This window comes from Mesorhizobium sp. DxT, assembly GCF_058448885.1.
Map to the genome: position 1 here is coordinate 128167 of NZ_JBZFLJ010000004.1, position 25571 is coordinate 153737.

The following is a 25571-nucleotide window of genomic DNA, read 5'->3' on the forward strand; positions in this document are numbered from 1 at the left end:
TTCGTTCAATAGCAGGCGAAATATTGAAGATTTTCTGACACGTTGGAGGAGATAGCGTGTTCGGGAGGAAAACCCAGGATTCCGACACGGTCGTTCGGCTGATTGCCTCGCAATTGCGCCGCGACATATCCGTCGGCGTGCTCGCCCCGGATACCAAGCTCAAGATCGATGAACTGCGCCAGCGCTATGGGGGCTCGGCGCATTCGTTCCGGGAGGCCCTGACGCTTCTTGCCAGCGAGGGCATCGTCGAGGCCAGCGCCCAGCGCGGCTTTCGTGTGGCCTCGGCGACCCAATCCGATCTCGAAGACATCTCGCGCCTGCGTGCCGAAATCGAAAGCCTGGGCCTTGGCTGGTCGATCAAGCACGGGGACCTGCGCTGGGAAGGCGAGGTACTCGCCGCCTTCCACACCTATTCGAAGCTGTGCGTGCAGACGGATGCCGATCGCCAGGCCTTCGCCATAGAATGGGACGAGGCGGGCCGCCACTTCCACGGGACGCTGGTGGCCGCCTGCCGCTCGCCGCGGTTGATCGGGTTCCAGGACAGGCTGTTTACCCAGAGCCGGCGCTTTCGCTATGCCGCGCTCGTCGAGGGCAGCATCGACCTCGCCGCGGAGACCCGCGGCTTGGGGGAAGTCGTGGAGGCGACGCTCTCTCGCGATGCAGATCGAGCGCGCGACCTGCTTTCAGACCAGATTCTCGGCGCCTTGACGCGTTGAGATACGGCAGCCGCCGGAACCATCACCAAAAGCGTATTGATTACAGGGAGGAATGACATGCTTAAGATTACCCGCAGAGCCTTCGCAGTGCTTGCCGCCGCGACCGTGTTGGCCGGCACGGGTGCGGCCAGTGCAGAGCCGATCAAGGTCGGCATTCTGTCGTTGGTGTCGCACTCGCCGAGCATCATCGCAGAAGGCAAGGGCTACTTTGCCGAACAAGGCCTCGAAGTCGAGTTTGTGCCGTTCCAGGCAGCCCAACCCATGGCGGTTGCGATTGCCTCAGGCGATGTCGATTTCGGGATGACGGCCATGACCGCCGGCCTGATCAGCCTGGCCGAGAAGGGCGCGGTCAAGATCATCGGCGGCGCGCTGCAGGAAACGCCGGAGATCGACGGCCAGAAAATCCTCGTCTCCAAAGCGGCCCATGAAGCAGGCGTGAAGACGCCGGCCGATCTCGCCGGCAAGCGCTATGGCATCACCACCGCGGGATCGTCCTTCCACTACATGGCGCACAAGATCGCCGACAAGGAGGGTTTCGAGCGCTCGGCGCTGGAACTCGTTCCACTGAATGCCGTACCTGCGGTCATCGCCTCGCTGAAGTCGGGCCAGATCGATGCCTGGTCGATCGTGCCGAACATTGCCGCCGGCCTGACCAAGAGCGGCGAGGTCTTTGAGATTGGCAAGGTCTCGGACTACATCGACGGCTACCAGGTGACGACCGTCTTCACCTCGGCAGACAATGTCGCCAACAATCGCGAACTCGTCGAGAAGTACCTTGCCGCGCTCTCGAAAGGCGTGGCCGACTACAACGCCGCCTTTGTCGACAAGACCATGTCCGACGAAGACAGCGCCGAGGTCGTCGGGATGATCCACGAATATGTCTATTCCGACCGCCCGCTCGACGCTGCGGACCCGGCAATCCGCGCCGGGGCAATGCGCATCAACGAAGACGCCAAGCTGAACGTGTCGAGCATCGAAGACCAGCTCGAATGGTTCAAGTCGGAGAACCTGGTTCCGGCGGAGGCCTCGATGGACAAGCTTGTAGACACGAGCTTCGTCGAAACCTTCTGAAACGGAGCGCCGGCCCCGATACTCAAAGGGCCGGCGCCTTCCTCGACAGGGTGATGATCATGGATATTGTGGTCGAAAATCTTTCGCACCGTTACGGCCAGACAGATGTGCTGGACGGCATCACCTTCGAGCTGAAGGGCGGCGAGATCGTCTGCATCATCGGGCCTTCGGGTTGCGGCAAGTCGACCCTGCTGCGCTTTATCGGCGGTCTTGAGCAGCCGACAGCGGGCCGGGTTCTGATCGCCGGAGCGCCGCCGGCGGGGTCTCTCAACCCGCTCACCTACATATTCCAGGACTTCGCGCTGCTGCCGTGGCGTACGGTCGAAGGCAATGTCAGCCTGGTTCTGGAGGACCACGGCATCAAGGGAGGCAAGGCAGAGGCGATCATCGACGACGTCCTGCGCCGCACCAAGCTTTCGGATTTTCGCAAGGCGCTACCCCGTCAGCTCTCAGGCGGCATGAAGCAACGCGTGGCGATCGCCCGCGCGCTGTCGGTCAATCCCGCGGTCATGCTGATGGACGAACCGCTGTCCGCGCTCGACAGCCAGACCCGCGAACTGCTGCTGGACGATCTGATCGAACTGTGGACGCGCGAACGTTTTTCCGCCTGCTATGTCACGCACAATCTCGCCGAAGCGGTGCGGTTGGGCCACAAGATCATCGTCCTGTCGCGCCGCCCCGGCCGGATACGCCAGATCGTCAGGATCGACATGCCGCTTGACGAGCGCGCCGGGCGGATCGCGGAACTGGAAACGACCCAGCGCCATCTGTGGAACCTGATGCGCGAGGAAGCGCGCGCCGCGGACATGGAGCTGTCGGATGTCGCTTGAGACCGTGAATACGTTGCACGCGACGACGACATCCCAGGAGGACGTCGTCGCTCCGCCAGATGCCCGCCCGGTGCCCTTCCGCGGTGGCGGCTTCAAGGCCCGAAAATACCGGCTGATCTCGCCACTGGTTTTCGTCGTCCTGATCGGCCTGTGGGAAATCGGCTCGCGGACGGGCTTCATCAGTTCGATTGCCTTGCCCGCGCCGTCCGAGGCGTTTCGCGCCTTTCAGGATCTCGTGCGCACCGGCATGCTCTGGACGCATCTGGAAGCCAGCCTGTATCGCCTGTCGGTCGGCTGGATATTCGGCTCGGCGCTTGGCGTCGCGGTGGGCCTGACGATCGGCCTCTTCTCGCTCGCGCGCGCCGGCATGCTGCCGATCGTCTCGGCACTGTTTCCGATCCCCAAGATCGCGCTTCTGCCGCTGTTCATCGTCTGGTTCGGCATCGGTGAGGGCTCCAAGGTCGCGACGATCCTGTTCGGCACCTTCTTCCCAACCGTCATCGCGACGTATGGCGGCGTCGATAATGTTGACCGCAACCTGATCCGCATGGGCCAGTCCTTCGGGCTCTCCTGGTTTTCCATCGTGCGCAAGATCATCATTCCCGGCGCTCTGCCGGCGATCCTGTCCGGGTTCCGCATCTCCGCATCGATTGCGATCGTCCTTCTTGTGGCCGCCGAGATGATCGGCGCACAGTATGGTATCGGCGCCTATATCCTGATGGCGGGCGCGCTGTTTGCCACCGACCAGTTGATCGCCGGCGTCGCCATGCTCTCCGTGCTCGGGCTCACCGTCGGCTGGCTGATCGGCAAGGCCGAGCAGTATTTCCTCAACTGGCGCACCTGACGGGGAAGACATGACAAAGCGTTTCGAGGCCGACTACGACGTCGCGGTCTGCGGCGGAGGCGCTGCCGGCGTGGCTGCGGCCATCGGGGCGGCGAAGACTGGCGCGAAAGTGTGTCTGGTCGAGAAGTACGGTTTTCTCGGCGGCGCGGCCACCACGTCACAGGTCTACGCCTATTGCGGCCTGTTCCAGCAAGGCGTCGAACCGAAGCGGGCGGTTGCCGGCGTGGCGGCCGAAGTCATCGACGAATTGAAGACGCACGGGCTCGACGGTGAGGCCTATCGTTCGGAAACGACAGGCAACTGGATCGTGCTACTCGATGGCGAGGTGCTGAAGTTCGCTCTCGACAATCTTGTGCGCCGCCATGGCATCGATGTGAAGCTGCACACGCGCGTGGCTTCCGTGGCACGCACTGCCGACCGGCTCGAAGCCATCACGTTGGCTGGCATGGGTGGACGCACGCGGGTGGCTGCCGAAGCTTTCGTGGACGCCAGCGGCGACGCCAATCTGGCCATGCTGGCGGGGGTTCCGTTCCAGATTGGCGACGGCGAAGGCAAGCTGCAGGCCTTGACCATGCCGATCCGCATCGGCGGCATCGACCGCGATCTCAAGATTGACCGGGCGGCGCTTCAAGCTGCCATCGCGCGCTACAACGGGAAGGGCGCATACCCGATCCAGCGCACGGACGGGGGAATCATCCTCCGGCTGCCCTTGTCGCACGACATATGGTGGATGACCGTCGACATTCCGCTTTCGAACCTGTCCTCGGAGAGCTTCACCGCAGCCGAGATGGAAGCGCGGGCGCGTGCAAACGACTATGTCGCGATGCTCAAACGTGAGTTGCCGGGCTTCGAAGACGCATATCTCGTCGCAACGGGTCCGCAAATCGGCGTGCGCGAGACCCGGCACCCGGCCGCGCGCTACGAAATGACCGGGGAGGACGTTGTCCTGGGGCGATGCCGCGACGACGGCATCGCGCGCGCCGCATGGCCGATCGAATTGCACGGTGAAGCCGGCAAGCCGAGCTACACTTCGATCGGCGGTGCCGGCTACTGCCACGTGCCCTACGATTCCATCCGCGCCAAGGGGCTCGACAATCTCTGGTACGGAGGTCGCGTCATCGGCGCGGACCCGCAGGCTTACGGCTCGATCCGTGTTATGGGCACCGCGTTTGCCACCGGCCAGGCGGCCGGGGTCGCCGCGGCCGACCACGTCGATGCTGGCCACCATACCAATATCGAGCGGATACAGTCCCGCCTGCGCGAGCAGGGCTCACTGATCTGATCGCGAGGAGTCTATTCGCCGGATCGACGTGAAGCGCTTCGGTTCAGTTCGTTGGCATCACGCGAGCAAGTCTCGTGACCCTTCCAGCTCTGAAGCGCACCTCTCAGCTTCCAAAGACAGCGAGCAGATCCTCCGCCAATCTTGAAACTGCTCGTCAAGAATACCACATACGACGGTGCCCTGCAGGTTCTTGCGGATGGCGCGTATTCAGATTGTCAGAGGATACTCAGATGGCCGAACTCATCGAAGCCATCACGGTTGCGCTATCTTCCGGGACGAACCCGGTCACAGCCATCCGTGAAGCGACGGGCTATACGATCGAACAGCTCGCCGTAACGTCCGGTCTAGCCGAAGCCGAACTCGTCGATCTTGAGGCAGGGGCCGTGGACCAGGCCAGGCTGACTAGGCTGGCCTCCGCGCTCGGTTTGCCGGAGAGCGCGGTGACGCTTTAGGCGTCTCTAACCGTGGCGAAAGCAACGTAAAAAGGCGGAGCGGCGACGATGTCGCAACGCTCCGCAAATCGGGAATGCCGCACTGGGTAGCGGCTTCCCGTCCCCTGCTGGTTACTGGATCGTGCGTGTTGCCGAGTTGAACCGGGCCCAGCCTACCGTGCGCGATTTCCCGCCGGCTTCGACCGTCAGTTGATAGTTCGAATTGAGGCGGCCTCCGGTGGTGTTGCACGGCGGCAGGAAACGGTGATTGACCGTTGTCGTTCCCGAGCCATCCGAGGTTACGCGTGTGCTGCGATGATTGAACGTGCTTCCGTCACTCAGCTTGTCCTGGAGGCTGAGACGGATCGGCACGCCTGCCGCGGCCGTGTGTTTGATGGTCACCGTTGGCGCCTGTCCCTGTCCGCCAAGCTGGCTACACAGGTTCGCCGTCGTCATCGGGCTGATGCTGACGCTCTCTAGGGCGAAAGGCATCGCAGGCGCAGTCGCCTGTCCCGTGCTTTCGCCGCTGGTCGAGCATGCCGACACCGCAAATGCTGCGCAGATTGATACAAGCACCCCGCCAAGCTTGCCTAGGCTCATGGATTTTCCCCTTACCGTTTGGATCCACTCATTCGGCGAATGAGCCTCTAGGTGCATATGCGGCCTGGTCCGTCTGGTCAGCGCAGAATCGGGGAAGAAGGGGAAGTGCCAGGAAAAATCGTATAAATTTCACATTAATATCAAAGGCATGCTATCCATTATCGACTGGGGTTGATTTTGGTGGGATCGATGGGCGGATCAGGCGATTGGGCGGCCTGTGAAACATGGCATGAGCTTCTGGATGCGCTTTGCATCGAGAAGGGACATCTGGACAACATGGCGCTTGCCAACCAGCTTTGTTCGGCCGCCGGCAACACGAGCCAGGCTGCTTTCGACACGGCGGTGAAAAATCTCCGCAACTGGCGGCAGGGCGTACACATCCCCCGGCGTCGCAACTTCGTGCTGCTTGCAAAGGTCCTGAACGTCAACGAGCGTCCTGACCTGCTTGAACATTGGAACAGGCTTTATGTCGAAGCCAAGTCCGGTGGCGAGAACGACGACGACAATGCCTCCAGTGAGGCTCCGCCGCACGACGCGCATTGGTCGAAAAGGCGTTTTCGGGTGCCCGGGATCGCCTTGGCTGCTTCGGCCGTGACGCTGCTGGCTGCGTGGTGGTTATGGCCGCATGGTTTTGCGCCGGCACCAGACCCCGCAGCGACGTTCGAAGGGGTCCAGGCGGAATACGTGCGCAATGTATCCGTACAGGTTGGAGACGCCGTCATTATTCATGGGGCGCGAGGCGACGAATGTGGTCCGGCCCCATCCTGGGACAGCGCCAGGGAGCTGCTGCCGACGCTGGTGACGGGCACCCTGACGGATGGGGGCGTTGGCACGCGGTTGAGCCGCCAGTGTGGCGGTCGCGTTCCCGCCAGGGCCATCTTGTTCACGGCTGCCAAGGTGGGAACGGAGCAGATCAGCCTCTACGGCGACGAAATCCACATTCGTGTGGAGCCGTGAGGTATCCGTGGCCCCAACACCGGCGCTTGCCCGCCAGTGGCTACGGCGCTAGGGGTTGCGCGACCATCGCTCCCGGGATTCCCGCATGAACGAACTTCGCGACAATATCGACCGTCAACTGGTCGGGCTTTTGCTCGCCGACGGTCGCGCGTCGGTGGCTGAACTTGCACGCAAGCTGGGTGTGGGGCGTAGCACGGTTCAGGAGCGCATCGCGCGGCTGGAGCGCAGCGGACTGATCGCTGGCTACGCTGCGATCCTTTCTCACGATCCTTTTGGCGATGCCGCCCAAGCGCTGGTGATGGTAAGCATCGTCCAGCGCCGGCAGAAGGACATCCTCGAACGTCTGCGTGGCCTGCCGGAGGTCGTAAGCTGCCTCACGATAGCAGGGGACTATGATCTCGTGCTGACGGTGCAGACGCCCCGCGTCGAGGACATCGACGCGGTGCTTGACGAGATTCTCGGCTTCGAGGGGATCGAACGCTGCAAGTCGTGGATCATCCTTGGCCGCCATATCCAGCGTGGCGTTGCGGCGACCGGTCAGGCGGCGGCAGTCACCGAGGGACCGAGTGCCGGCGGCAGGTCCGCATAGACCTGCCCGAAGCGGTTTCCGAGGAAGGCCGACAAGGCGACATCTTCCTGGCGCACGAAGCCGCTTTTCGGCAGCACGCCCTGCGCCTGAAGATCGAGCGCGGCGCAGATGCCGGCTGCCGTCGTGATCTGGATTGCGCTGCGGTGCAACGTACCGATCCTGCCGCCGAAGATTTGCCTTGTGTAGGTTTCCTGTATCAGGCGTCCCGCCTTGTGGCCGGTGACGGTGACGTAGATGACGATCACGTCCTGCAGCGTGGCTGGAATGGCCGTCTCGAGAATTTCCTTCAGCAGGTCGCGGCGGTCGCGCAGCTTCAAATCCTGCAGAAGCAGCTTCATCGCAGCCGCATGGCCCGGATAGCGGATGGTGCGGTAGTTCAGGTTGTGCACGCGCCCACCATAAGTCTCGCACAGCGTGCCCAGTCCGCCTGACGTGTTGAACGCCTCGTAGGTGACGCCGTCGACGATGATCTGCTCGATCTCCTGCAGCGGCGGCACCTCGGCCGCGCTGCCGTTGACGATCGCCTCGCAGGGCTCGCAGCATTCGTTGATCATGCCGTCGGTGCTCCAGGTCAGGTTGTAGCCGAGAGCGTTGTTGGGATAGCGCGGCAGAGCGCCCACCCGCAGGTTGATCGCGTCGAGCGTGTCGAAGCCCTTGGCCATGTCATGGGCGACGATGGAGATGAAACCGGGCGCAAGGCCGCATTGCGGCATGAAGGCGTTTGCCGAACCGGCAGCCAGCGCCTTGACGGCCTTCGTGCTGGCCACGTCTTCGGTCAGGTCGAAATAGTGGACGCCTGCGCTCGCGGCGGCCCGCGCGATCGAAACCGTAAGCTGGTAGGGAGCCGCGCTGAGCACGGCATACTTGCCGTCGAGCAGGGCAGCGAGCGCTTGCTCGTCGCGCACGTCGACGACCGCCGTCTTGACCCGCGCACAGACCTGCAGCGCAGCGATCTGCGCCTCGCCCATGTCGACGACGGTAACGTCATAATCGCCGGTCAACGCCAGCATGTCAGCGATGGTGGACCCGACCTTGCCGGCTCCGATGACGACGATCTGCTTCATCAAGAAACTCCCTCTGCTTCGGCACCAAAGTGCCGGAGGGGGGCGCCGGGACAAAGCAGAGGAATGTCGGTTGGCGAGCCTGTTTCCGGCGATTTGCCGGACGAACCGTCACAATGCGGAATGAAGCTCGAAGACGTGGTGGTGAATATGCCCGTCGAACATCGCCATCAGCTCGCCGGTCAAGGCCCTGCTTTCGAATCGCACCGGCGCCTGAAGTGCTGCTCCAAGCGCCTCTTCGCTTTCGAAGGTCATCGCCAGCGATAGCACGAAGGGCGGGGCACCTTCGTCACGTGCTTGCGCGAAGAGTACGCGCACGTCGAGCGCGCCGGGGAAGAGCCGCCAGAGCGGCATCAGCCGCTCTTCCACGAAAACGCGGAACTCCGCCTCGCGGCCGGCATGGATCGTTCCCTCGAAGAAGGCCTGGCGGACAATCATGAACGGTGGCCTTCAGCCGTGAGCGATCTGCCCGAGGAAGGTGCGCGTGCGCTCCTGCTTCGGGTTCGAGAAGAACTCTTCCGGTTCCGCCACTTCGACGATCTCTCCCTGATCCATGAAGATGACCCGGTCGGCGACCTTGCGCGCGAAACCCATCTCGTGGGTCACGACCATCATCGTCATGCCTTCGGTGGCGAGGTCGATCATCGTGTCGAGCACTTCCTTCACCATTTCCGGGTCGAGCGCGGAGGTCGGCTCGTCGAACAGCATTATCTTCGGGTTCATGCACAGCGCGCGGGCGATGGCCACGCGCTGCTGCTGGCCGCCCGAAAGCTGGGCTGGGTATTTGTCGGCCTGTTCCGGAATGCGCACGCGGGCGAGATATTTCCGCGCGGTTTCCTCCGCTTCGGCCTTCGAGACGCCGCGCACCTTCATCGGTGCCAGCGTGCAATTCTCAAGCACGGTCATGTGCGGGAACAGATTGAACTGCTGGAAGACCATGCCGACATCGCGACGGATCTGCTCGACGTTCTTCGGCCCGGCCGTGAGCTCGATGCCTTCGACGAAGATGCGCCCCTTCTGCACCTCCTCGAGCTGATTGACGCAACGGATCAGCGTCGACTTGCCCGACCCCGACGGGCCGCACACGACGATCTTCTCGCCGCGCGCGACCTGGAGGTCGATATTCTTGAGGGCGTGGAACGTGTTGTACCACTTGTCCACGCCCTCCATCTTCACGGCGGGCATGCCGCTATCGGCCGTCTTGGTCTGGGACATGCCCGCGCTCCTTTGGTCTTACTGCAGGAATTCGGGCAGCGGGGCGCTGACCCACTTTTCGTGCAGTTCGTTCAGCTTGCCGCTTTCCTTGACCTTGGCCAGGAACGCGTTGATGTGCTCCATCAGATTGTCCTGACCGGGGCGGGTGGCAATGCCCTGGCTTTGCTGGCGCAGCGAGAATTTGGTCTCGTAGCGGTCCGGAGCAACGGACTGGACCTGTGAGACGACGACGTTGGACGCGCCCATCAGAGGCACCTGGCCCGAAAGCAAGGCCTGCACCGCCGATGCATCATCGTCGAAACGCTGGATGTTGGTGCCCTCGGGCGCGATTTCGGTGATGGAGGTGTCCTGCGTCGACGCGCGGGCAACGGCAACGTTCTTGCCGGCGAGATCGGCCGCGTCCTTCACTTCCGTGTTGACGTCTCCGAAGACGAAGATCTCGATACCCGCATAACCCTGCGAGAAATCGACCTGCTCGTCACGCTCCGGCGTGATGCCAAGCGAAGCGACGAGAATGTCAACCTGATTGGACAGCAGGTAGGGGATGCGGTTGGGGCCGGTCACAGGCACGAGGTTGAGCGTAACACCGAGATCCTCGGCGAGGAGCTTCGCCACATCGGCGTCGTAGCCGTCGGGCTGGCCCTGCTCGTTGATGATGCCGAAGGGCGCGAAGTCCACCAGCATGCCGATGTTCACGGTGCCGCGCGCCTTGATCTCGTCGACCGTCTGCGCGGAAGCTGCTGTCGCTGCCACGCCCGTCGCAAGCACGGCACCAAGCGCGAGGCCTGCCAGTTTCTTCAAGATGTTCATCGTCGTTTCCTTCCCTGTTTGACTTCCCGGTTTCTTCTCAGCGCCGTGTCGCCACGGCGAAGCGGGCCTCCATGCGGCGCGCGAGGATCGACAGCGGCCAGCAGAGGATGAAGTAGAGAGCGGCCACCAGCCCGAATACGGTGAACGGGTCGAAGGTGGCGTTGTTGATGATCTGTCCCGCGCGCGTCAGCTCCACGAAACCGATGATCGAGGCCAGCGACGTGCCCTTTATGAGCTGCACCAGAAAGCCGACCGTCGGCGCCACCGCGATCTTGGCGGCCTGTGGCAGGACGATGGATTTCATGCGGTCGTAGTAGCGCAGTCCGAGCGCCCAGGCCGCCTCCGACTGGCCCTTCGGCACGGCTTCGATGCAGCCTCGCCATATCTCGCCCAGGAAAGCGCTCGCATGCAGCGTGAGCGCGATCGCGGCGGCGACCCACGGATTGACGCCCGACCCGAAGATATTGAGCCCGAAGAAAACCAGGAATAGCTGCATCAGCAGTGGCGTACCCTGGAACAGGCGGATGAACCCCAATGCCGCGTAACGCAGCGGTGCTGCCGGGGAGACCCGCGCCAGTGCGACCGCGAGGCCGCCGAGAGCGCCGCCAGCGAAGGCTACGGCTGACAGCGCCAGCGTCCACTGGACGGCCATGACGATGAACCAGAATTCGTTGATGCCGAAGGGGCGGATCATGGTTCGTCCCCTCCTATCGCGCCAGCGGGTAGTTGAAGGCGTAGCGCTGGACCGCCGAGAAAAGCGCGGAGAAACCGAGCGCCAGCACCAGATACATGGCCGTGATCACCAGATAGACCTCGAACGCCGCGAAGGTCTGCGACTGGATGTTGTTGCCGGCCGCCGCAAGATCGGTGGCCGAGATGACCGAGACGACGCTCGATGTCAGCATCAGATAGATGAACTGGCTGGTTAGCGCCGGATAGATGGTCCGCAACGCAGGCTTGATGATGATGTAGCGGAAGATCTGCCAACGCTTCAGGCCGAGTGCGACGCCGGCCTCCACCTGCCCGCGATTGATCGACTCGATACCGGCCCGGATGATCTCGGTGGCGTACGCCCCGACATTGACGGTCAGCGCGGTGAGGGCCGCGACATTCGGCGAAAGCCGGACGCCGAGCGCCGGCAGTGCGAAGAAGATGAAGAAGATCTGGACGAGAAACGGCGTGTTGCGGATCAATTCGATATAGGCGTCGATCAACCAGCGCACCGGCTTCGGTCCTGCCGTCTTCCCGATCGCGCAGGCGATGGCGACGATTGTGCCGAGGATCATCGCGCCGAAGGAAAGTTCAATCGTCACCAGCGCGCCGGCCAGCAACTGGTCGAAGTTCCGGAAGACCGGCGCGAAGTTGAATTGATAATCCAAAACTGACCTCCCGGCCGCTTCGCCAAGGCGTGCGCGGCAGCGCACTTCACTCCTCCGTGCGTTTAGATCGATCTAAATGATTACGTCGGCGGGGTCAAGCAGGAACGGTTCCCGCTACCGTGCGCACCGGCCCGCAGGAGCCGCGCTGCACGAAGTAGGTTTCCTCGATGCTGCTGGCGATCGGGCCGTCGGACGCATCCATCCGCCTCAGAAGCAGCCTCGCCGCATTTTCGCCGACCACGAAAGGTTCGGTCGCGACCGATGCGAGGCCCGGCATTACGAGATCCGCCTCGGCCACATTGTCGAAACCGACAAGGGAAACGTCCCGGCCCGGCATGACCCCGAGATCGCATAGGCCGCGATGAAGCCCCAGTCCGAGAACGTCGTTGTGGCAGATGATCGCCGTCGGGCGCGCGGGCCGGCTCATGAGCTCGGGCGCTGCCATTCGAGCGCTCATGTGGGTGGATTCGAGCGGGCGCACGAAAAGCGGCGCGAGATTCGCAGCGTTCATCGCCGCATGAAAGCTCTCGAGGCGTTCCGTGCGGGCGGAATGATGGGTGTCGGTCGCGACATAGCCGATACGGCGATGCCCGAATCCGACGAGGCAGTCGACTGCCTCGCGCATGCCCGGCGTCGGGTCCATGCCTGCATAGTCGCTCGCCGTTTCCGGCACCATCCGCAGCGTCTGGACCAGCGGCACGCCCCATTTGCCGGCATCGTCGACAAAGCGCCGCTCCGTGCCCTCTGCCGGGCATACGATAAGCCCGTCCACGCCATGCTCGCGCATGCGATTGACGAAACCGTCCTGCTTGGCGGCATTCTCGTTGGAATTGGCGAGGATGACGGCAAGACCGGCGGTTTCCAGAATGCTTTCGATACCCGCCAGCAGGACGGCGAAGAATGGGTTGGTCAGGTTCGGGATGATGACCCCGACCGTTCGGCTGCGCGCCGCGCGCATCCGTGCCGCGCCCAGATTGTAGACATAGCCGAGCTCGGCCATGGCGGCCTCGACTTTGGCGCGCGTCGCCGCGCCTACCAAGGGACTATCCCGCACCACCAGCGATGCGGTGGCGCGCGATACCCCGGCATGCTTCGCCACGTCGAGAAGGGTGACCCGTTTCATACCCGGACACGCTGGGTGACCATGGCCTCCTCCTGGCTTGGATCGATCCAATGAAACTTAGTACCAGTTAGGGGTGTTCCGCAAGTTCGTTTAGGTCACGCCGCGGAGTGGATGCGTACAGGCGCTGTTGCCGCCGGAAGGCTGGCGGTTGTGTCGCCCGGCTCGTTGCCAGCCTCATCGAAAGTGGGGTTTTCGCCCCCCAACTGCGCAAGCGCGGTTGCCTCCTTCTGCACGAGACGCCCAATCTCGGAGAATCTTTCGGCAGCCTCCATGTTGCGCCTTGCGGCAACGGCGATCCCGCCCATGAAATGCCGCACCTTTTGCAGCATTTCTTCGCGATCGCCGCAGGTCTCGATCGCCAGCAGTTCGATGTCTATCCGCTCGGCGAGCTTTTGGGCGCGCTGTCCGAGCCGACCGGCAGCCGCGTCGATTTCCTGCTGGTGCGCCGCAAGGTGGTTACTGCTCGTCGTCAGAGTTGCGAAGGCGGCCTCCAGCCTGTCCATGGTCGCGTTGAAATCGTCGCGAAACGCCCGGTATGGTTCCGGAAGGTCGAGCGTCACGCGGCGCGACAGGTCGCCGTCGGCGAGGCTGCCTATTGCTGCGCCCATCAATCGGGCGACGGCAGCGTGAACCTTGCCGGCGCGTTGCCTGCCCTCAAGTCCCGAACGGCAGCGCTCGATGGCCGCGCCAAGGCCGGCGGTCTCGCTGTCCGCAAAGGGCGCGGCTGGCAGCGTGAAGTCGTTCCGCGCGATCCGTTCAAGGCTATCGATCGCCGGTTCGAGGCTTGCCGCGATGGCGCGATGTGCGCTTGTCCACGCAGTTGCTGCAACGACGATCGGCATCGCGATCAGTGGGAGGGCAATGAGCGCAAACGACGTGCCCGCTTCCGCCGAGAAGCTCCACAGGATGACGGTGCAGCACGCGACAGCAGCCGACACGCCACCGGCTGCGATGGCGATCCGTGTGGCTGGCGACATTGAAATGTCCCGCCTTTGGCTGGCGCGCGTACGCATGCGGGCGCGAATTCCCATGCTCGATCTATTCTGCCATCGTACAAGCGCAACCTTGCATCAGGCAGGAGCGCCGCTGCGCGGTTGACATTCCGTGCGGCCGTCATTCTATCTGCCCGCAAAACTGCCAAGGATGGGAAACGCCATGACCAATGTCGCACTGACGGGCCTCGCCCGCGATCTGGCGCAGCGCGCCGACGAAGGCCGGCCGGTGCGCATCGGCCTGGTCGGCTGCGGAGAGATGGGCACGGACATCGTTACGCAGGTAGCGCAGATGCGCGGCATCGAGGTGGCGGCCATTGCCGATACGCGTGGAGAGCGCGCTCGGCAGGCGGTCGCAATCGCCCAGCGGCCGCCCGAAAGCGCAGGCGATGCGGCAAGCGCGCAGGCCATGTCGGCGCTGATCGAGGCCGGCCGCACGGCAATCGTGCCGGATTCGTCCATGGTCGTCACTCATGATCTGGTCGATGTCGTGATCGACGCCACCGGCAAGCCGGCCGTCGGCGCCGAGATCGGACTCAAGGCGATGGAGCACGGCAAGCATCTCGTGATGATGAATGTCGAGGCTGACGTCACCATCGGTGCCTACCTCAAGCATGCGGCGGCGAAGCTTGGCGTCGTTTACTCGCTCGGCGCGGGCGACGAGCCTTCTTCCTGCATGGAACTGATCGAGTTCGTCTCGGCGATGGGCCATCGCGTGGTCGCGGCCGGCAAGGGCAAGAACAACCCGCTCAACCACGATGCGACACCGGACGAATACCGCGAGGAAGCGGAACGCCGCAACATGAACCCACGCATGCTGGTCGAGTTCGTGGATGGCTCCAAGACCATGGTGGAAATGGCCGCGATCGCCAACGCAACTGGGCTTGTGCCGGACAGGCCCGGCATGCACGGCCCGGCTGCCACGCGCGACCAGCTTTCACGCGTGCTTTGCCCGGTTGAGGATGGCGGTGTGCTGTCGCGCAAGGGCTGCGTAGATTTTTCCATCGGCAAGGGTGTCGCGCCTGGCGTCTTCGTCATCGCCGAAATGGCGCATCCGCGCCTGCGCGAGCGGATGAACGACCTGAAACTGGGCGAGGGGCCGTATTACACCTTCTTCCGTCCCTATCACCTGACCAGCCTCGAAGTGCCGCTGACCTGCGCCCGCGCCGTGCTTTACGGCAAGGCCGACATGGTGCCGCTCGACAGGCCTGTGGCGGAGGTGTGCGCGGTCGCCAAGCGCGACCTGGAGCCCGGCGACAGGCTCGACGCGATCGGCGAATACACCTACCGCTCCTGGATCATGACCGTCGAGGACGCTCGCGCGGCGAAGGCGATCCCGTGCGGACTTCTCGAAGGCGGTGTCGTGACGGCGCCCATCGCGAAGGGTGAGCTGCTCACCTACGCCAATGCGGCTCCGGATGCCGGTTCGGGCCTCGTTGCGCTCCGCCGCAAGCAGGACGAACTGGTCGGCGTCGCTTAGCCGCTACTGGCCCAGTTCGACCGATCTCGCCCTCGCCGCTTCGACGGCTTCCGTGACCAGCATCTTCAGGCGGTCGTCACCCATAAGCACCGAAAGTGCTGCGGCCGTCGTGCCATTGGGGCTCGTTACCTGCTGGCGCAGCGTTCCCGGTTCCTCACGGCTTTCGGCGGCAAGTGCCGCGGCTCCGTAGACCGTCTGCATCGCAAGCAGCTTCGCGGTCTCGACCGGCAGGCCGGCTTTCTCGCCTGCTTCCGTCAGGCATTCGATGAAATGGAAGACATAGGCGGGGCCTGACCCGGAGACCGCGGTTACGGCGTCCATCAGCCCCTCATCGTCAATCATCGCGACTTCGCCGCTGGCCGACAGAAGATCGCGCACGAAGTCGCTCGTGTCTGCGTCGACATTGTCATTGGCGACAACCACCATCATGCCTTTGCCGATTGCGGCGGGCGTATTGGGCATGCAGCGAATTACGCCCGCATCGGCACCGAGTGCGCCTTCGAAGGCGGAGATCGGCGTGCCGGCTGCGACGCTGACATAGGTGGCTGATGCCTTGAAGCGTGCGTAGGCCGGAACGACGTTTAGGATCACCTGCGGCTTGACGGCGAAAACGACGAGGCGTGGGGCTGCATCGGCGGCAATCGCCCCGGCGTCCGAAAGTGCGGTGACGCCCAGCGCGGTCGCCCGCTCGCGCAGAGCATCGGTCGGCTCGACGACGATTGCTTCATTCGCCGCAAGCTTGCCCGAGGACAACCACCCCGCCAGCATCGCGTATCCCATGTTCCCACATCCCACGAGCACGATCTTGGCAGCCATGTCATTCTCCCGAGGTTTGCCGGCACGTCGCCAGCGTTGCGAAGCCGTTTAGGCCTTCGGCCACCAATGTTCAACACAACCGGATGGTCGCGTCGGTTCCGCCCGAAATTAACCTTTTGTTTTCCATCCCCGTTTAGCTTGCCTTAACGAATGAGGTAACCAGCTCGCCGTCGTGCGCGCATCTTCTGCAGGCATCAATGTCCGGTTCAAGAGACGTTTACAGGCAAGGTCGCGCTTCGCTGCTGGCTATGGTCAGCGACGAAGAGGACGCCGTAACGCGCCATGCCCGGGCACGCGCACGGCGCGAACGCCGTGCGAATCCTGTTCTTTCCGCGCCGATTGAGCCGGAGGTCGACGCGGTCGATGAACCATTGGTGCACGAGCAGCCGGAACCGCATCGGCTGAGGGACCTGATTTCCGGTCATCTGGCCGAAGACGATCGTGGCAGCACCGAATCGCCGATGGAATCCGAGCCGCTGGGGGTCGACGTGACCGGCAAGACAGTATCAGAACCGTTGAATGCCGACGGTGCCGTATCGCCGACTGAACGGAGGACCGGCGGCGGAATGTCGATGCGTCCCGTGATCGGGCTGACGCTTGCAGGTGCCGCGATCGGCGCCGCCGTCGCCTTTGCGTGGCCGAAGTCCTATGTCGCCACGAGCGAATTGCTGATCGATCCGCAGGCCCTGCGCGCCGGCGTCGTCTCGGGGCAACTCTCGGCCGATACCGCCTTCGCTCTGGTCGACAACCAGCTTCGCGTGCTGCGTTCGGGGACCATGCTTGAGGCAGCCGCCGACCGGTTGAACCTTGCCGCCGACCCCGAGTTCAACGGCGACGCCGCCGGCCCGTTCGGCCTGGGCGGCTCGCTTGCCGGACTTGGCGACCTTGTGGCAGGCGATGGTGCCAGCTCGGTGGAGCGCCGCCGGGCCCGTTCCTTGCAGACGCTCGAACGTGCGGTCGAGACGAACCGGCAGGGTGGTTCGTCCGTCATCGAGGTTTCGGCGCGAACCGGCGATCCAGAAAAATCGGCGCTGATCGCCAACACGATCTCCGAGCTGTTTCTGGCGAATGCCGGCGGCGGCACTGCCTCGCCCAGCGGCAGCATGAGCGAACGTCTTTCGGAACTGCGCGCGGGCGTGGAGGAGGCTGAACGGGCGATCGCCGATTTCAAGGCACAAAACGATCTTGTCGATGCACAGGGGCGGCTGATCTCCGATGATGAGATCGTTCGCCTCAGCGAGCGCCTCTCGGCGGCGCAGGCGCGTACGGTGGAGCTCAATGCACGCACCGCGTCGACCCGCGAGGCCAACGTCGATTCGATCGTCACCGGCTCGCTGCCGGAGCAATACGCGTCCTCGACATTGACCGATCTGAGAAGCCGGTACGCGGCTGCGCGGCAGCAGGTGGATCGGCTGGGCGTGAAGCTCGGACCCCGTCACCCCGAATTGCTGTCCGCCCGCGCCGAGCTTGAAGGCACGCGCCAGGAGATTGCCGACGAATTGCGGCGGGTGGCCGCGGCGCTGCAGACCGAATTGACGCGGGCTGTGCGGGAGGAGCAGGAACTGGCCTCGCAACTCGCCGAGATGAAGGCGCGCCAGGGCGACATCGGTGGCGAACTGGTCGCCTTGAGGGAGCTGGAGCGGGAGGCCGCAGCAAAGCGCTCGGTCTACGAGCAGTCTTTGCAGGCCGCACAGGCCGGTCCCGGTGCTTCGGCGCCCGGCAGTGCCAGCCTGATTTCAAGAGCGGCGCCGCCGCTCTTTTCAAGCGGCCCTTCGGTGCCGGCCTTTTCGATGGCCGGTGCGCTGACCGGTTTGCTCGCGGGGCTGGGTTTTGCCGGGCTGCGCAGGCGGCGCGACGACGATGCCTGGCTCAAGGACGATGCGTATGCATCGCTTCAGGCCGACGAGGCATTCACCGAAGCATCGGAAACTGACCTGGATAGTGACATTCGTTCCGCAGAAAGCGGAAACGTCGAGGAGACCGACGAAATGCATTCCCACAATCCCTATAACGCTTATCCGCATAACGATGCCCAGGCCGGCGGGCAGCCGGCGTCGACGGAAGCCCGGCAGCACCAGCCGGCCGGTGGGCACAGCCAGCAGCCATCGCAGCAGCCTCATCACCCAGGTGCGATGTACGCGCAGCCTGTTCCCCCGGCGCCGCCCGGATGGCCGCAGATGCCGATGCACGGCGTCTATCAGCCACAGCCCCCGCTGATGCCGATGCCGGGCTGGCCCGCCGCGCACTATCCGGCCCCGCCGCAGCATTACTCCCCTCAGACGGGGGCCTATCCTGCGCCGCAGCAGCCCTACTTCGGCGCGCCTGCCTATGCGCCGCCACAGCATTACGCCTACCCGCCGAACCATGAAGCGCCGCCGCGCTCTTTCGACCAGCCACGACAGGCTGCACCCGAGCAGGCCTTCGACCAGAACGCCTATATCGACGAAACCACGGACGCGGCGATCGAGGAAATCCGGCAGAGCCTGCGCGAGTTCCGGGACGCGATCGAGGACTTCGCCCACAGCCGTGCGCCGCGCAAACGCTACGGCACCTGATAAGCGGTCGCGATTCCGCCGCGTTTTCGGGTTTACGGCATCGGACGGCGCAATGACGGGATCGCCTTGCGTCGAAATCGCCAGAATGCGATGCCGAAACCGGACGACGCGGGGAGAATCATGGCGAACATCATCGACGGAAAACAGGTTGCCGAAGACGTCATTGCAACGGTGACGAAAGCGACCGCAACGCTTGTCGAAAAGGGTGTCACCCCCGGGCTTGCTGTCGTCATTGTCGGTGAGGACCCGGCCAGCCAGGTCTATGTCGCCTCCAAATCGAAGAAGGCGAAGGCGTGCGGCTTCCACTCGGTGCAGCACACGCTGGCAGCCGACACGCCGCAGGCCGACCTGCTGTCGCTGATCGGCGACCTCAATGCCGATCCCGCGATCCACGGCATTTTGGTGCAGCTTCCGCTGCCCGAACATATCGATGCCGGCGCCGTCATTCAGGCAATCTCCCCGGATAAGGATGTAGACGGCTTCACTTTCGTCAATGTCGGTCGACTGGGCACTGGCGAGGTGGCAAGCGCCTTCGTGCCCTGCACGCCTGCTGGCTCGATGCTGCTCATCGAGCGGGAACGCGGACGTGACCTCTCCGGCCTGAGCGCCGTCGTCGTCGGCCGCTCCAACATAGTCGGCAAGCCGATGGCGAACCTGTTGCTGGCGGCCAATTGCACCGTCACGGTTGCCCATTCTCGCACCAAAGACCTGCCTGCCCTGTGTCGCACCGCCGATATCCTGGTCGCCGCGGTCGGCCGGCCGGAAATGGTGCGCGGCGATTGGGTCAAGGAGGGCGCCACCGTCATCGATGTCGGCATCAATCGGATTCCAGCGCCCGAGAAGGGCGAGGGCAAGACACGTCTCGTCGGCGATGTCGCCTTTGTCGAGGCCGCCGAGCGTGCAGGTGCAATCACCCCCGTGCCGGGCGGTGTGGGACCGATGACCATCGCAATGCTGATGGCGAATACGCTCGTTTCCGCCAGTCGGACCGCGGGCATCGAGCCGCCGAAATTCTGAGGCCGCTTTTCGACATTCAAACCAGCGAGTAGAACGCGGTTATGACCGATACGCCTTCGCCCGGCCGCCAGTTCGCCTTCCTGCTCGTCGACAAGTTCTCGATGTTCTCACTCGCGGCGGCGATCGACACCGTGCGTTCGGCCAACAGGTTGCTCGGCCGCGACTTCTATGGCTGGACGACCGTTTCGGCCGACGGCGATTCCGTCATCGCGTCCAACGGCCTTCCGATCAAGATCGACTACGCGATCACCGACCTGCCGGTTGTTGACATCCTTTTCGTCTGCGCCGGGCTCTCCTACGAATTTCCCGGCAAGTCCAAGGTGCTCGGCGCGCTTCGCTCGCTGGGGCGTCGCGGCGCGGCCCTCGGCGGGCTCTCGGTAGGCTCCTACCTGCTTGCGGAAGCTGGCCAGCTCGAAGGTCACCGGTGTACGATCCACTGGGAGAACAAGGCGGGCTTCAAGGAGCGGTTTCCGGAGATCGACTGTACCGGGAATGTCTTCGAGATTGATCGCAAACGCTATACCTGCGCGGGCGGAACGACCTCCATCGATCTGATGCTCGAGATCATCCGTACTGACTTCGGCCAGAACCTCGCCAACGAGGTCGCCAACCAGTTCCAGCATGAGCGCATTCGCTCGGCGGGTGATCGCCAGCGTGTCGGACCGGAACGCGACCTGACCGGCAAGTCCGAGAAGCTGCGGCGGATCGTCGAACTGATGGCGGACAACCTCGACGAACCCTATTCGGCCGTTCAGCTAGCCAAATCCGCCGGTCTCTCCGTGCGCCAGGTGGAACGCCTGTTCCTGCGTCATCTCAACATGACGCCGGGGCGCTACTACATGCGGCTGCGGCTGGAGCGCGCGCGCGAACTGCTGCGCCAGACCAATATGCCGATCCTAGACGTGGCGATCGCCACCGGTTTCACCTCGCATTCCTATTTCGCGCAGAGCTACCGGCTGCTGTTCGGCCGCCCGCCGAGCGAGGAACGGCGCACCACCTACTGACGCGATGAGCAGTGCCAAGAACAGAAACGCCGCCCGATGGGCGGCGTCTCCATATCCATCAATGCTACTTCGCCTTATGCAGGCGGGATGACGCCCTCGACATACCAGTCCATCGACAGCAGATCCGCGTCGGTCAGCGTCACGCCGGCGGCGACCTTCTCGGCGCCGGTATGGTCGTTGATCGGGCCGGTGAAGATGTGCATCGAGCCGTCGATCTGGCCGTTCTTGACGGCCTCGGCTGCGGCAATGACATCGTCGGGGATCGACTCGTTGTAGTCGCCGATTACGACTTCGCCTTCCTTGAGGCCCGGCCAGCTATCCTTGCTCTCCCATGTACCGTCGATGACCGCCTTGGCGGTCGCGGCATAGTGCGGGCCCCAGTTGTCGATGATCGAGGTGAGCTGCGCCTTCGGTGCGAAGGCGCTCATGTCTGCGCCCTGGCCGAACCCGCCGACGATGCCGCGTTCCTCGGCCACCTGCAGGGCGGCAGGGCCGTCGGTGTGCTGGGCGATGACGTCGATGCCCTGGTCGATCATGGCGCGGGCGGCGTCGGCCTCGCGCGCAGGGTCGTTCCAGGTCGAGATGTAGACGGGCGTGATCGTGAAGTCCGGGTTCACCTTGCGCGCCGCCAGTACGAAGGCATTGATGCCCATCACGACTTCCGGGATCGGGAACGAACCGATGTAGCCAGCCTTGCCGGTCTTCGACAGGTGGCCAGCGAGCGTGCCGCAAACCGCGCGGCCTTCGTAGAACCGCGCATTGTAGGTCGCGACGTTCTCGGAGCGCTGGTAGCCGGTCGCGTGCTCGAACTTCACGTCCGGGAACTGCTGCGCGATCTTGATGACGTAGTCGCCGTAGCCGAAGCTGGTGGCGAAGATGAGCTTGCAGCCGGCCTGCACGAGTTCCCGCATCACGCGTTCGCAGTCAGGGCCCTCGGCGACGTTCTCGACGAAGACGCTCTCGACGGCGTCGCCCAACTCCTGCTCCATGTAGAGACGGCCCTGGTTATGGGCGTAGTTCCAGCCATTGTCGTTGATGGTGCCGATATAGATGAAGCCGACCTTGAGCGGTTCGGTCTGCGAGAAGGCTTTTTGGCCGAGCAGCGGAAGCGCGGCGGCGGCGGCACCGCCGATCTTGAGGACGTTACGACGTGATAGTGTCATGTTGGTTTCTCCTGAGCTTGTGGTTCGGTCGATCGAAGGAGCTCCTCGCCCACTTCAATTGCTTGGCAGGAACGGCTTGCCGAGGCAGGCCGGCGCATTGGTCGAGGCATCGCGGCGAATCGATATGAGCACCAGCACGGCGATCGTCGCGAGATAGGGCATGGCTGCCCACAGTTCCGACGGGATGGCGGTCAACGGGCCGCCGCCCGCCTTGGCGTAGAGTTCCATGGTCATCACGAGGCCGAAGAGGTAGGCGCCCGCCAGCAGGCGGAACGGCCGCCACGAGGCGAATACGACGAGCGCGACCGCGATCCAGCCGCGCCCGGCGGTCATGCCTTCGGCCCACTGGGGCGTCAGCAGCAACGGGAAACACGCGCCGGCGATGCCGGCCATCGCGCCGCCGAAGGCGACCGCTCCGTAGCGGATCGCACGCACCGGGTAGCCGATCGAATGCGCCGACAGATCGTTCTCGCCCACCGCGCGCAGGATCAGCCCGCCGCGGGTGCGCTTCAGGAACCACCAGACCACGACGACCATGATGAGTGAGAAATACACCAGCGGCGAATAGCCGAACAGGACGCGCAGATACGGATGCGTTGTCAATTCGGCCGGGAAGACCGAGCGGAAAAGGCTCACGGGCATTGCCGAATAACTCTGGCCGGCGAGTGCCGAAAAACCGGTCCCGAAAATGGTCAGCGCTAGGCCGGTCGCGGTCTGGTTTGCCGACAGGCTGAGCGTCAGGAAGCCGAAGATGAGGGACGATAGCAGCCCGGCGATGGCGGCGACCAGCACCGCGAGCCACGGATTGCCCGTCGTGAACATGGTGATGAAGCCGGTCACCGCACCAATCAGCATCATGCCTTCGACACCGAGATTGAGCACCCCGGCGCGTTCCACCACCAGTTCTCCCAACGCCGCGATCAGGATCGGCGTCGAGGCGACGATCAGGGTCATCGTGACGGCGATCAGAAGGCCGATTGTCATGGCTGGGCCTCCGCTGCTGCGCGTACCTCGGCGACCGGCTGGCTGGGAACGCGCCGGACCCGGTACCGGACGAGAATGTCCCCTGCGAGCAGGAAGAACAGCAGCATCGCCTGGAAGATGCCGCTGGCCGCGCTCGGCAGTCCGGTCGTCGTCTGGGCCAGGTCGCCGCCGACAAACGTTACCGCGAGAACGATTGCCGCGAAGATGACGCCGATCGGGTGCAGCCGGGCGAGGAATGCGACGATGATGGCGGTGAAGCCGTAATTGGTCGGGAAGCCGGGCACCATGCGCTGAAACGGCCCTGCGACCTCAAGCACTCCCGCCAGGCCCGCGAGCCCACCGCTGACCAGCAGCGCCAGCCAGATCGTGGCATTGGTCGAAAACCCCGCATAGCGGGCGGCCTTCGGCGCCGCGCCCACGACCTTGATACGGTATCCGAATACGGAGCGCGACATCACGAACCAGACGACGAGCGCGACGAGAAGCGCTACCGGCACGCCCCAGTGCACGATCGTCCCGGGGATCATGTTGGGCAGGCGCGCGGCCTCGGAGAAGACGCGCGTCTGGGGAAAGCCCATGCCCATCGGATCTTTCCACGGGCCTCGCACCACATAATATACAAGTTGGACCGAGGCGTAGGTCAGCATCAGCGACGTCAGGATCTCGTTTACGTTGAACCGCGTCTTGAAAAAGGCGGGGATCGCCGCGTAAGCCATGCCGCCGGCCATGCCCGCCAGTACCATTGCTGGGAGGATCCAGCTGCCCGTCATGCCATGGGTGGCAAGCGCGACCCATGTGCCGGTCAGACCGCCGACGATGTATTGCCCCTCGGCGCCGATGTTCCAGACGTTCGCGCGATAAGCGACGGCCAAGCCTACGCCGATGATGATCAGGGGCGACGCTTTCACCGCAAGATCCTGCCAGCGGAAAGTGCTGGTCAGCGGCGTAATGAAAATCTGCTGCACGGCGGCGAGGCCGTCATAGCCGATCAGCGAGAAGACGAGCGCCCCGGCAATCATCGTCAGCGCCAGCGCGCCGAACGGGGTTGCATAGAGCATCAACCTGCTCGGGGCAGGGCGCTTCTCAAGCCGGAACGGCATCGGAAGCCTCCGTTTCGCCGTGGATGCCGCCCATCAGCAGGCCGACCTCTTCAACGTCCACCTCCGCAACCGGCATCGCGCGCGACAGCCGCCCCCCGTTGATGACCGCCATCGTGTCGCAGAGCGCGAGCAGCTCGTCCAGGTCCTGGGAGATGATGACGATCGCCGAACCGGCCTGGGCCAGGTCGACCAGCGCCTGATGGATCGCCGCCGCGGCGCCCGCGTCGACACCCCATGTCGGCTGGCTGACGACCAGCACCGACGGTCGCTGGAGTATCTCGCGACCCATGACGAACTTCTGCAGATTGCCGCCCGAGAGTGAGCCGGCGATCGCGCCGGGTCCCTGTGCCTTGACGCCGAACGTCTCGATCACCTTGCCGGCGAAGGCTTCGGCCTTGTCCCGGCCGATCAGCCCTAGCGTGACCATGTCGATGCGATCGCGTGCCGTCAGTACCGCGTTGTCGGCAAGCGTAAAGTCGCCGACCGCCGCATGGCCGTTTCGCTCCTCGGGCACCGCCGAGAGGCCTTTGCTTCGACGCGCCGAAACATCGGCCGCGCCCATCGGCTTGCCGTCGACGGCGACCGCGCCGGCTTCGCTGGCCGGCGCTTCGCCCGAAAGCGCCTCCAGAAGCGCGTTCTGGCCATTGCCGGCGACACCCGCGATGCCGAAAATCTCGCCGGCCCGCACCGTGAAGCTGACATCCCGGACGGGCACGTCAAAATGGTCCGTCTGAACGGACGAAAGTTTCGAGACGACGAGGCGCGGCTCGCCAAGCGCCCGATCATGGCTGCGGGTGACGTCGCGCAGGCCTGCCCCGATCATCTTTTCCGCCATCGAGCGGGAGGTTTCCTGACGGGGATCGCAGGTATGCACCAGCTTTCCCGCGCGCAGGATCGTCGCCGTGTCGCAAAGTGCCTGTATCTCGTGAAGCTTGTGGGAAATGTAGAGTATCGAGCAGCCCTGTGCGGCAAGCTGGCGCAGCACGCCGAAAAGCTGCTCCACCTCCTGCGGGGTGAGCACAGATGTCGGCTCGTCCATGATCAGCAGCTTGGGTTCGAGCAGCAGCGCGCGCACGATCTCGATTCGCTGGCGCTCGCCGACGGACAGTGTCTCGACCATTCGGTTGGGATCGAGCGTCAGGCCGTACTCGTCCATGATCGCGCCGATGCGCGCGCGCAACTCGCGCGACGGTACCTTGGAGTCGATGCCGAGCGCGATGTTCTCCAGTACGCTCAGGGCCTCGAAAAGCGAAAAATGCTGAAACACCATGCCGATGCCGAGACGGCGTGCGGCATTGGGGTTAGTGATGGTGACCGGCTCGCCGTTCCAGCGAATCTCGCCCGCGTCCGGCTGCATGATCCCGTAGATCATCTTGACGAGCGTCGACTTGCCGGCTCCGTTTTCGCCAAGCAGAGCATGTATCTCGCCCGGCTTCACCCCGAAGCTGACACTGTCGTTGGCGAGTACTCCCGGAAATCGTTTCGTAATGCCGGAAAGTTCCAGCCGAAACGGCGTATCGCAGTTCAATCCAAGCCTCGGTTTCCCGGCGCT

At 63.9% G+C, this 25571-nt stretch carries 26 protein-coding genes; 12 read left to right on the forward strand and 14 right to left on the reverse strand.

Annotation, left to right across the window (positions count from 1 at the left end; genetic code table 11):
• Positions 1-56: 56 nt before the first annotated feature.
• The 6 genes from ACVJNE_RS09905 (at position 57) to ACVJNE_RS09930 (ending at position 5195) form a co-directional block, all read left to right on the forward strand.
• On the forward strand, positions 57-716 hold the full coding sequence (locus ACVJNE_RS09905; protein ID WP_499565153.1) for a GntR family transcriptional regulator: 660 nt from the start codon (positions 57-59) through the stop codon (positions 714-716).
• A 57-nt stretch (positions 717-773) separates the two neighbouring features.
• The gene (locus ACVJNE_RS09910) at positions 774-1787 is read left to right on the forward strand and encodes an ABC transporter substrate-binding protein (RefSeq protein ID WP_499565155.1); all 1014 of its coding nucleotides are present in this window, start codon (positions 774-776) and stop codon (positions 1785-1787) included.
• A gap of 59 nt (positions 1788-1846) precedes the next feature.
• Positions 1847-2617: an ABC transporter ATP-binding protein gene (locus tag ACVJNE_RS09915; protein WP_499565157.1), complete on the forward strand. Its 771-nt coding sequence runs from the start codon at positions 1847-1849 to the stop codon at positions 2615-2617.
• A complete protein-coding gene (locus tag ACVJNE_RS09920) occupies positions 2607-3461 on the forward strand; it encodes an ABC transporter permease (protein ID WP_499565159.1) in 855 nt (284 codons plus the stop codon). Before ACVJNE_RS09915 ends, ACVJNE_RS09920 begins: the two co-directional genes overlap by 11 nt.
• Before the next feature lie 10 nt (positions 3462-3471).
• Positions 3472-4743 (forward strand): FAD-dependent oxidoreductase, encoded by a 1272-nt coding sequence (locus ACVJNE_RS09925; protein ID WP_499565161.1) that lies wholly within the window; start codon positions 3472-3474, stop codon positions 4741-4743.
• Between the two features lie 230 nt (positions 4744-4973).
• Positions 4974-5195, forward strand: coding sequence for a helix-turn-helix domain-containing protein (locus ACVJNE_RS09930; protein WP_499565163.1), 222 nt, complete (start codon positions 4974-4976; stop codon positions 5193-5195).
• Positions 5196-5306: 111 nt separating this feature from the next.
• Here ACVJNE_RS09930 and ACVJNE_RS09935 read toward each other — a convergent pair whose 3' ends face one another.
• Positions 5307-5774: a hypothetical protein gene (locus ACVJNE_RS09935; RefSeq protein ID WP_499565165.1), complete on the reverse strand. Its 468-nt coding sequence runs from the start codon at positions 5772-5774 to the stop codon at positions 5307-5309.
• Positions 5775-5963: 189 nt separating this feature from the next.
• On the opposite strand from ACVJNE_RS09935, the gene ACVJNE_RS09940 reads away from it, so the two are divergent.
• On the forward strand, positions 5964-6731 hold the full coding sequence (locus ACVJNE_RS09940) for a hypothetical protein (protein WP_499565167.1): 768 nt from the start codon (positions 5964-5966) through the stop codon (positions 6729-6731).
• Between the two features lie 85 nt (positions 6732-6816).
• Positions 6817-7320, forward strand: coding sequence for an Lrp/AsnC family transcriptional regulator (locus ACVJNE_RS09945; RefSeq protein WP_499565169.1), 504 nt, complete (start codon positions 6817-6819; stop codon positions 7318-7320).
• On the opposite strand, the gene ACVJNE_RS09950 is transcribed toward ACVJNE_RS09945, so the two are convergent.
• The 8 genes from ACVJNE_RS09950 to ACVJNE_RS09985 all read right to left on the reverse strand — a co-directional run bounded on the left by ACVJNE_RS09950 (position 7269) and on the right by ACVJNE_RS09985 (position 13885).
• The gene (locus ACVJNE_RS09950) at positions 7269-8384 is read right to left on the reverse strand and encodes a saccharopine dehydrogenase family protein (RefSeq protein ID WP_499565171.1); all 1116 of its coding nucleotides are present in this window, start codon (positions 8382-8384) and stop codon (positions 7269-7271) included. The genes ACVJNE_RS09945 and ACVJNE_RS09950 overlap by 52 nt on opposite strands.
• A gap of 108 nt (positions 8385-8492) precedes the next feature.
• Positions 8493-8819, reverse strand: a complete 327-nt coding sequence (locus ACVJNE_RS09955; RefSeq protein ID WP_499565173.1) for an EthD domain-containing protein — start codon at positions 8817-8819, stop codon at positions 8493-8495.
• 12 nt (positions 8820-8831) lie between these two features.
• Positions 8832-9596 (reverse strand): amino acid ABC transporter ATP-binding protein, encoded by a 765-nt coding sequence (locus ACVJNE_RS09960; RefSeq protein ID WP_499565175.1) that lies wholly within the window; start codon positions 9594-9596, stop codon positions 8832-8834.
• Between the two features lie 18 nt (positions 9597-9614).
• A complete protein-coding gene (locus ACVJNE_RS09965; RefSeq protein WP_499565177.1) occupies positions 9615-10406 on the reverse strand; it encodes a transporter substrate-binding domain-containing protein in 792 nt (263 codons plus the stop codon).
• A gap of 37 nt (positions 10407-10443) precedes the next feature.
• Positions 10444-11100: an amino acid ABC transporter permease gene (locus tag ACVJNE_RS09970; protein ID WP_173186984.1), complete on the reverse strand. Its 657-nt coding sequence runs from the start codon at positions 11098-11100 to the stop codon at positions 10444-10446.
• A 13-nt stretch (positions 11101-11113) separates the two neighbouring features.
• The gene (locus tag ACVJNE_RS09975; protein WP_499565180.1) at positions 11114-11785 is read right to left on the reverse strand and encodes an amino acid ABC transporter permease; all 672 of its coding nucleotides are present in this window, start codon (positions 11783-11785) and stop codon (positions 11114-11116) included.
• 94 nt (positions 11786-11879) lie between these two features.
• On the reverse strand, positions 11880-12908 hold the full coding sequence (locus ACVJNE_RS09980; RefSeq protein ID WP_499565182.1) for a LacI family DNA-binding transcriptional regulator: 1029 nt from the start codon (positions 12906-12908) through the stop codon (positions 11880-11882).
• Between the two features lie 95 nt (positions 12909-13003).
• Positions 13004-13885, reverse strand: coding sequence for a hypothetical protein (locus ACVJNE_RS09985; protein ID WP_499565184.1), 882 nt, complete (start codon positions 13883-13885; stop codon positions 13004-13006).
• A 178-nt stretch (positions 13886-14063) separates the two neighbouring features.
• Between ACVJNE_RS09985 and ACVJNE_RS09990 the strand changes: the two genes are divergently transcribed.
• The gene (locus ACVJNE_RS09990; protein WP_499565186.1) at positions 14064-15380 is read left to right on the forward strand and encodes an NAD(P)H-dependent oxidoreductase; all 1317 of its coding nucleotides are present in this window, start codon (positions 14064-14066) and stop codon (positions 15378-15380) included.
• Positions 15381-15383: 3 nt separating this feature from the next.
• Here the strand turns inward: ACVJNE_RS09990 and proC are convergent, their stop codons facing one another.
• Positions 15384-16196, reverse strand: a complete 813-nt coding sequence (proC, locus tag ACVJNE_RS09995; protein WP_499565188.1) for a pyrroline-5-carboxylate reductase — start codon at positions 16194-16196, stop codon at positions 15384-15386.
• Positions 16197-16393: 197 nt separating this feature from the next.
• Between proC and ACVJNE_RS10000 the strand changes: the two genes are divergently transcribed.
• The 3 genes from ACVJNE_RS10000 to ACVJNE_RS10010 all read left to right on the forward strand — a co-directional run bounded on the left by ACVJNE_RS10000 (position 16394) and on the right by ACVJNE_RS10010 (position 20772).
• Positions 16394-18751, forward strand: a complete 2358-nt coding sequence (locus ACVJNE_RS10000) for a GumC family protein (RefSeq protein ID WP_499565190.1) — start codon at positions 16394-16396, stop codon at positions 18749-18751.
• Between the two features lie 120 nt (positions 18752-18871).
• Positions 18872-19768 (forward strand): bifunctional methylenetetrahydrofolate dehydrogenase/methenyltetrahydrofolate cyclohydrolase, encoded by an 897-nt coding sequence (locus ACVJNE_RS10005; RefSeq protein ID WP_499565192.1) that lies wholly within the window; start codon positions 18872-18874, stop codon positions 19766-19768.
• Between the two features lie 41 nt (positions 19769-19809).
• Positions 19810-20772 carry a GlxA family transcriptional regulator gene (locus ACVJNE_RS10010; protein ID WP_173186965.1) on the forward strand — a complete coding sequence of 321 codons (963 nt, stop codon included), beginning with the start codon at positions 19810-19812 and terminating at the stop codon, positions 20770-20772.
• 74 nt (positions 20773-20846) lie between these two features.
• On the opposite strand, the gene ACVJNE_RS10015 is transcribed toward ACVJNE_RS10010, so the two are convergent.
• The 4 genes from ACVJNE_RS10015 to ACVJNE_RS10030 are packed head-to-tail and all read right to left on the reverse strand — an operon-like array spanning position 20847 to position 25547.
• Complete coding sequence (locus ACVJNE_RS10015) at positions 20847-21935, reverse strand: BMP family ABC transporter substrate-binding protein (protein ID WP_499565195.1); 1089 nt, start codon at positions 21933-21935, stop codon at positions 20847-20849.
• A gap of 54 nt (positions 21936-21989) precedes the next feature.
• The gene (locus tag ACVJNE_RS10020; RefSeq protein ID WP_368802278.1) at positions 21990-22919 is read right to left on the reverse strand and encodes an ABC transporter permease; all 930 of its coding nucleotides are present in this window, start codon (positions 22917-22919) and stop codon (positions 21990-21992) included.
• The gene (locus ACVJNE_RS10025) at positions 22916-23977 is read right to left on the reverse strand and encodes an ABC transporter permease (protein WP_499565197.1); all 1062 of its coding nucleotides are present in this window, start codon (positions 23975-23977) and stop codon (positions 22916-22918) included. Before ACVJNE_RS10025 ends, ACVJNE_RS10020 begins: the two co-directional genes overlap by 4 nt.
• Before the next feature lie 25 nt (positions 23978-24002).
• Positions 24003-25547, reverse strand: coding sequence for an ABC transporter ATP-binding protein (locus ACVJNE_RS10030; RefSeq protein ID WP_499565199.1), 1545 nt, complete (start codon positions 25545-25547; stop codon positions 24003-24005).
• Between the last annotated feature and the right edge of the window lie 24 nt (positions 25548-25571).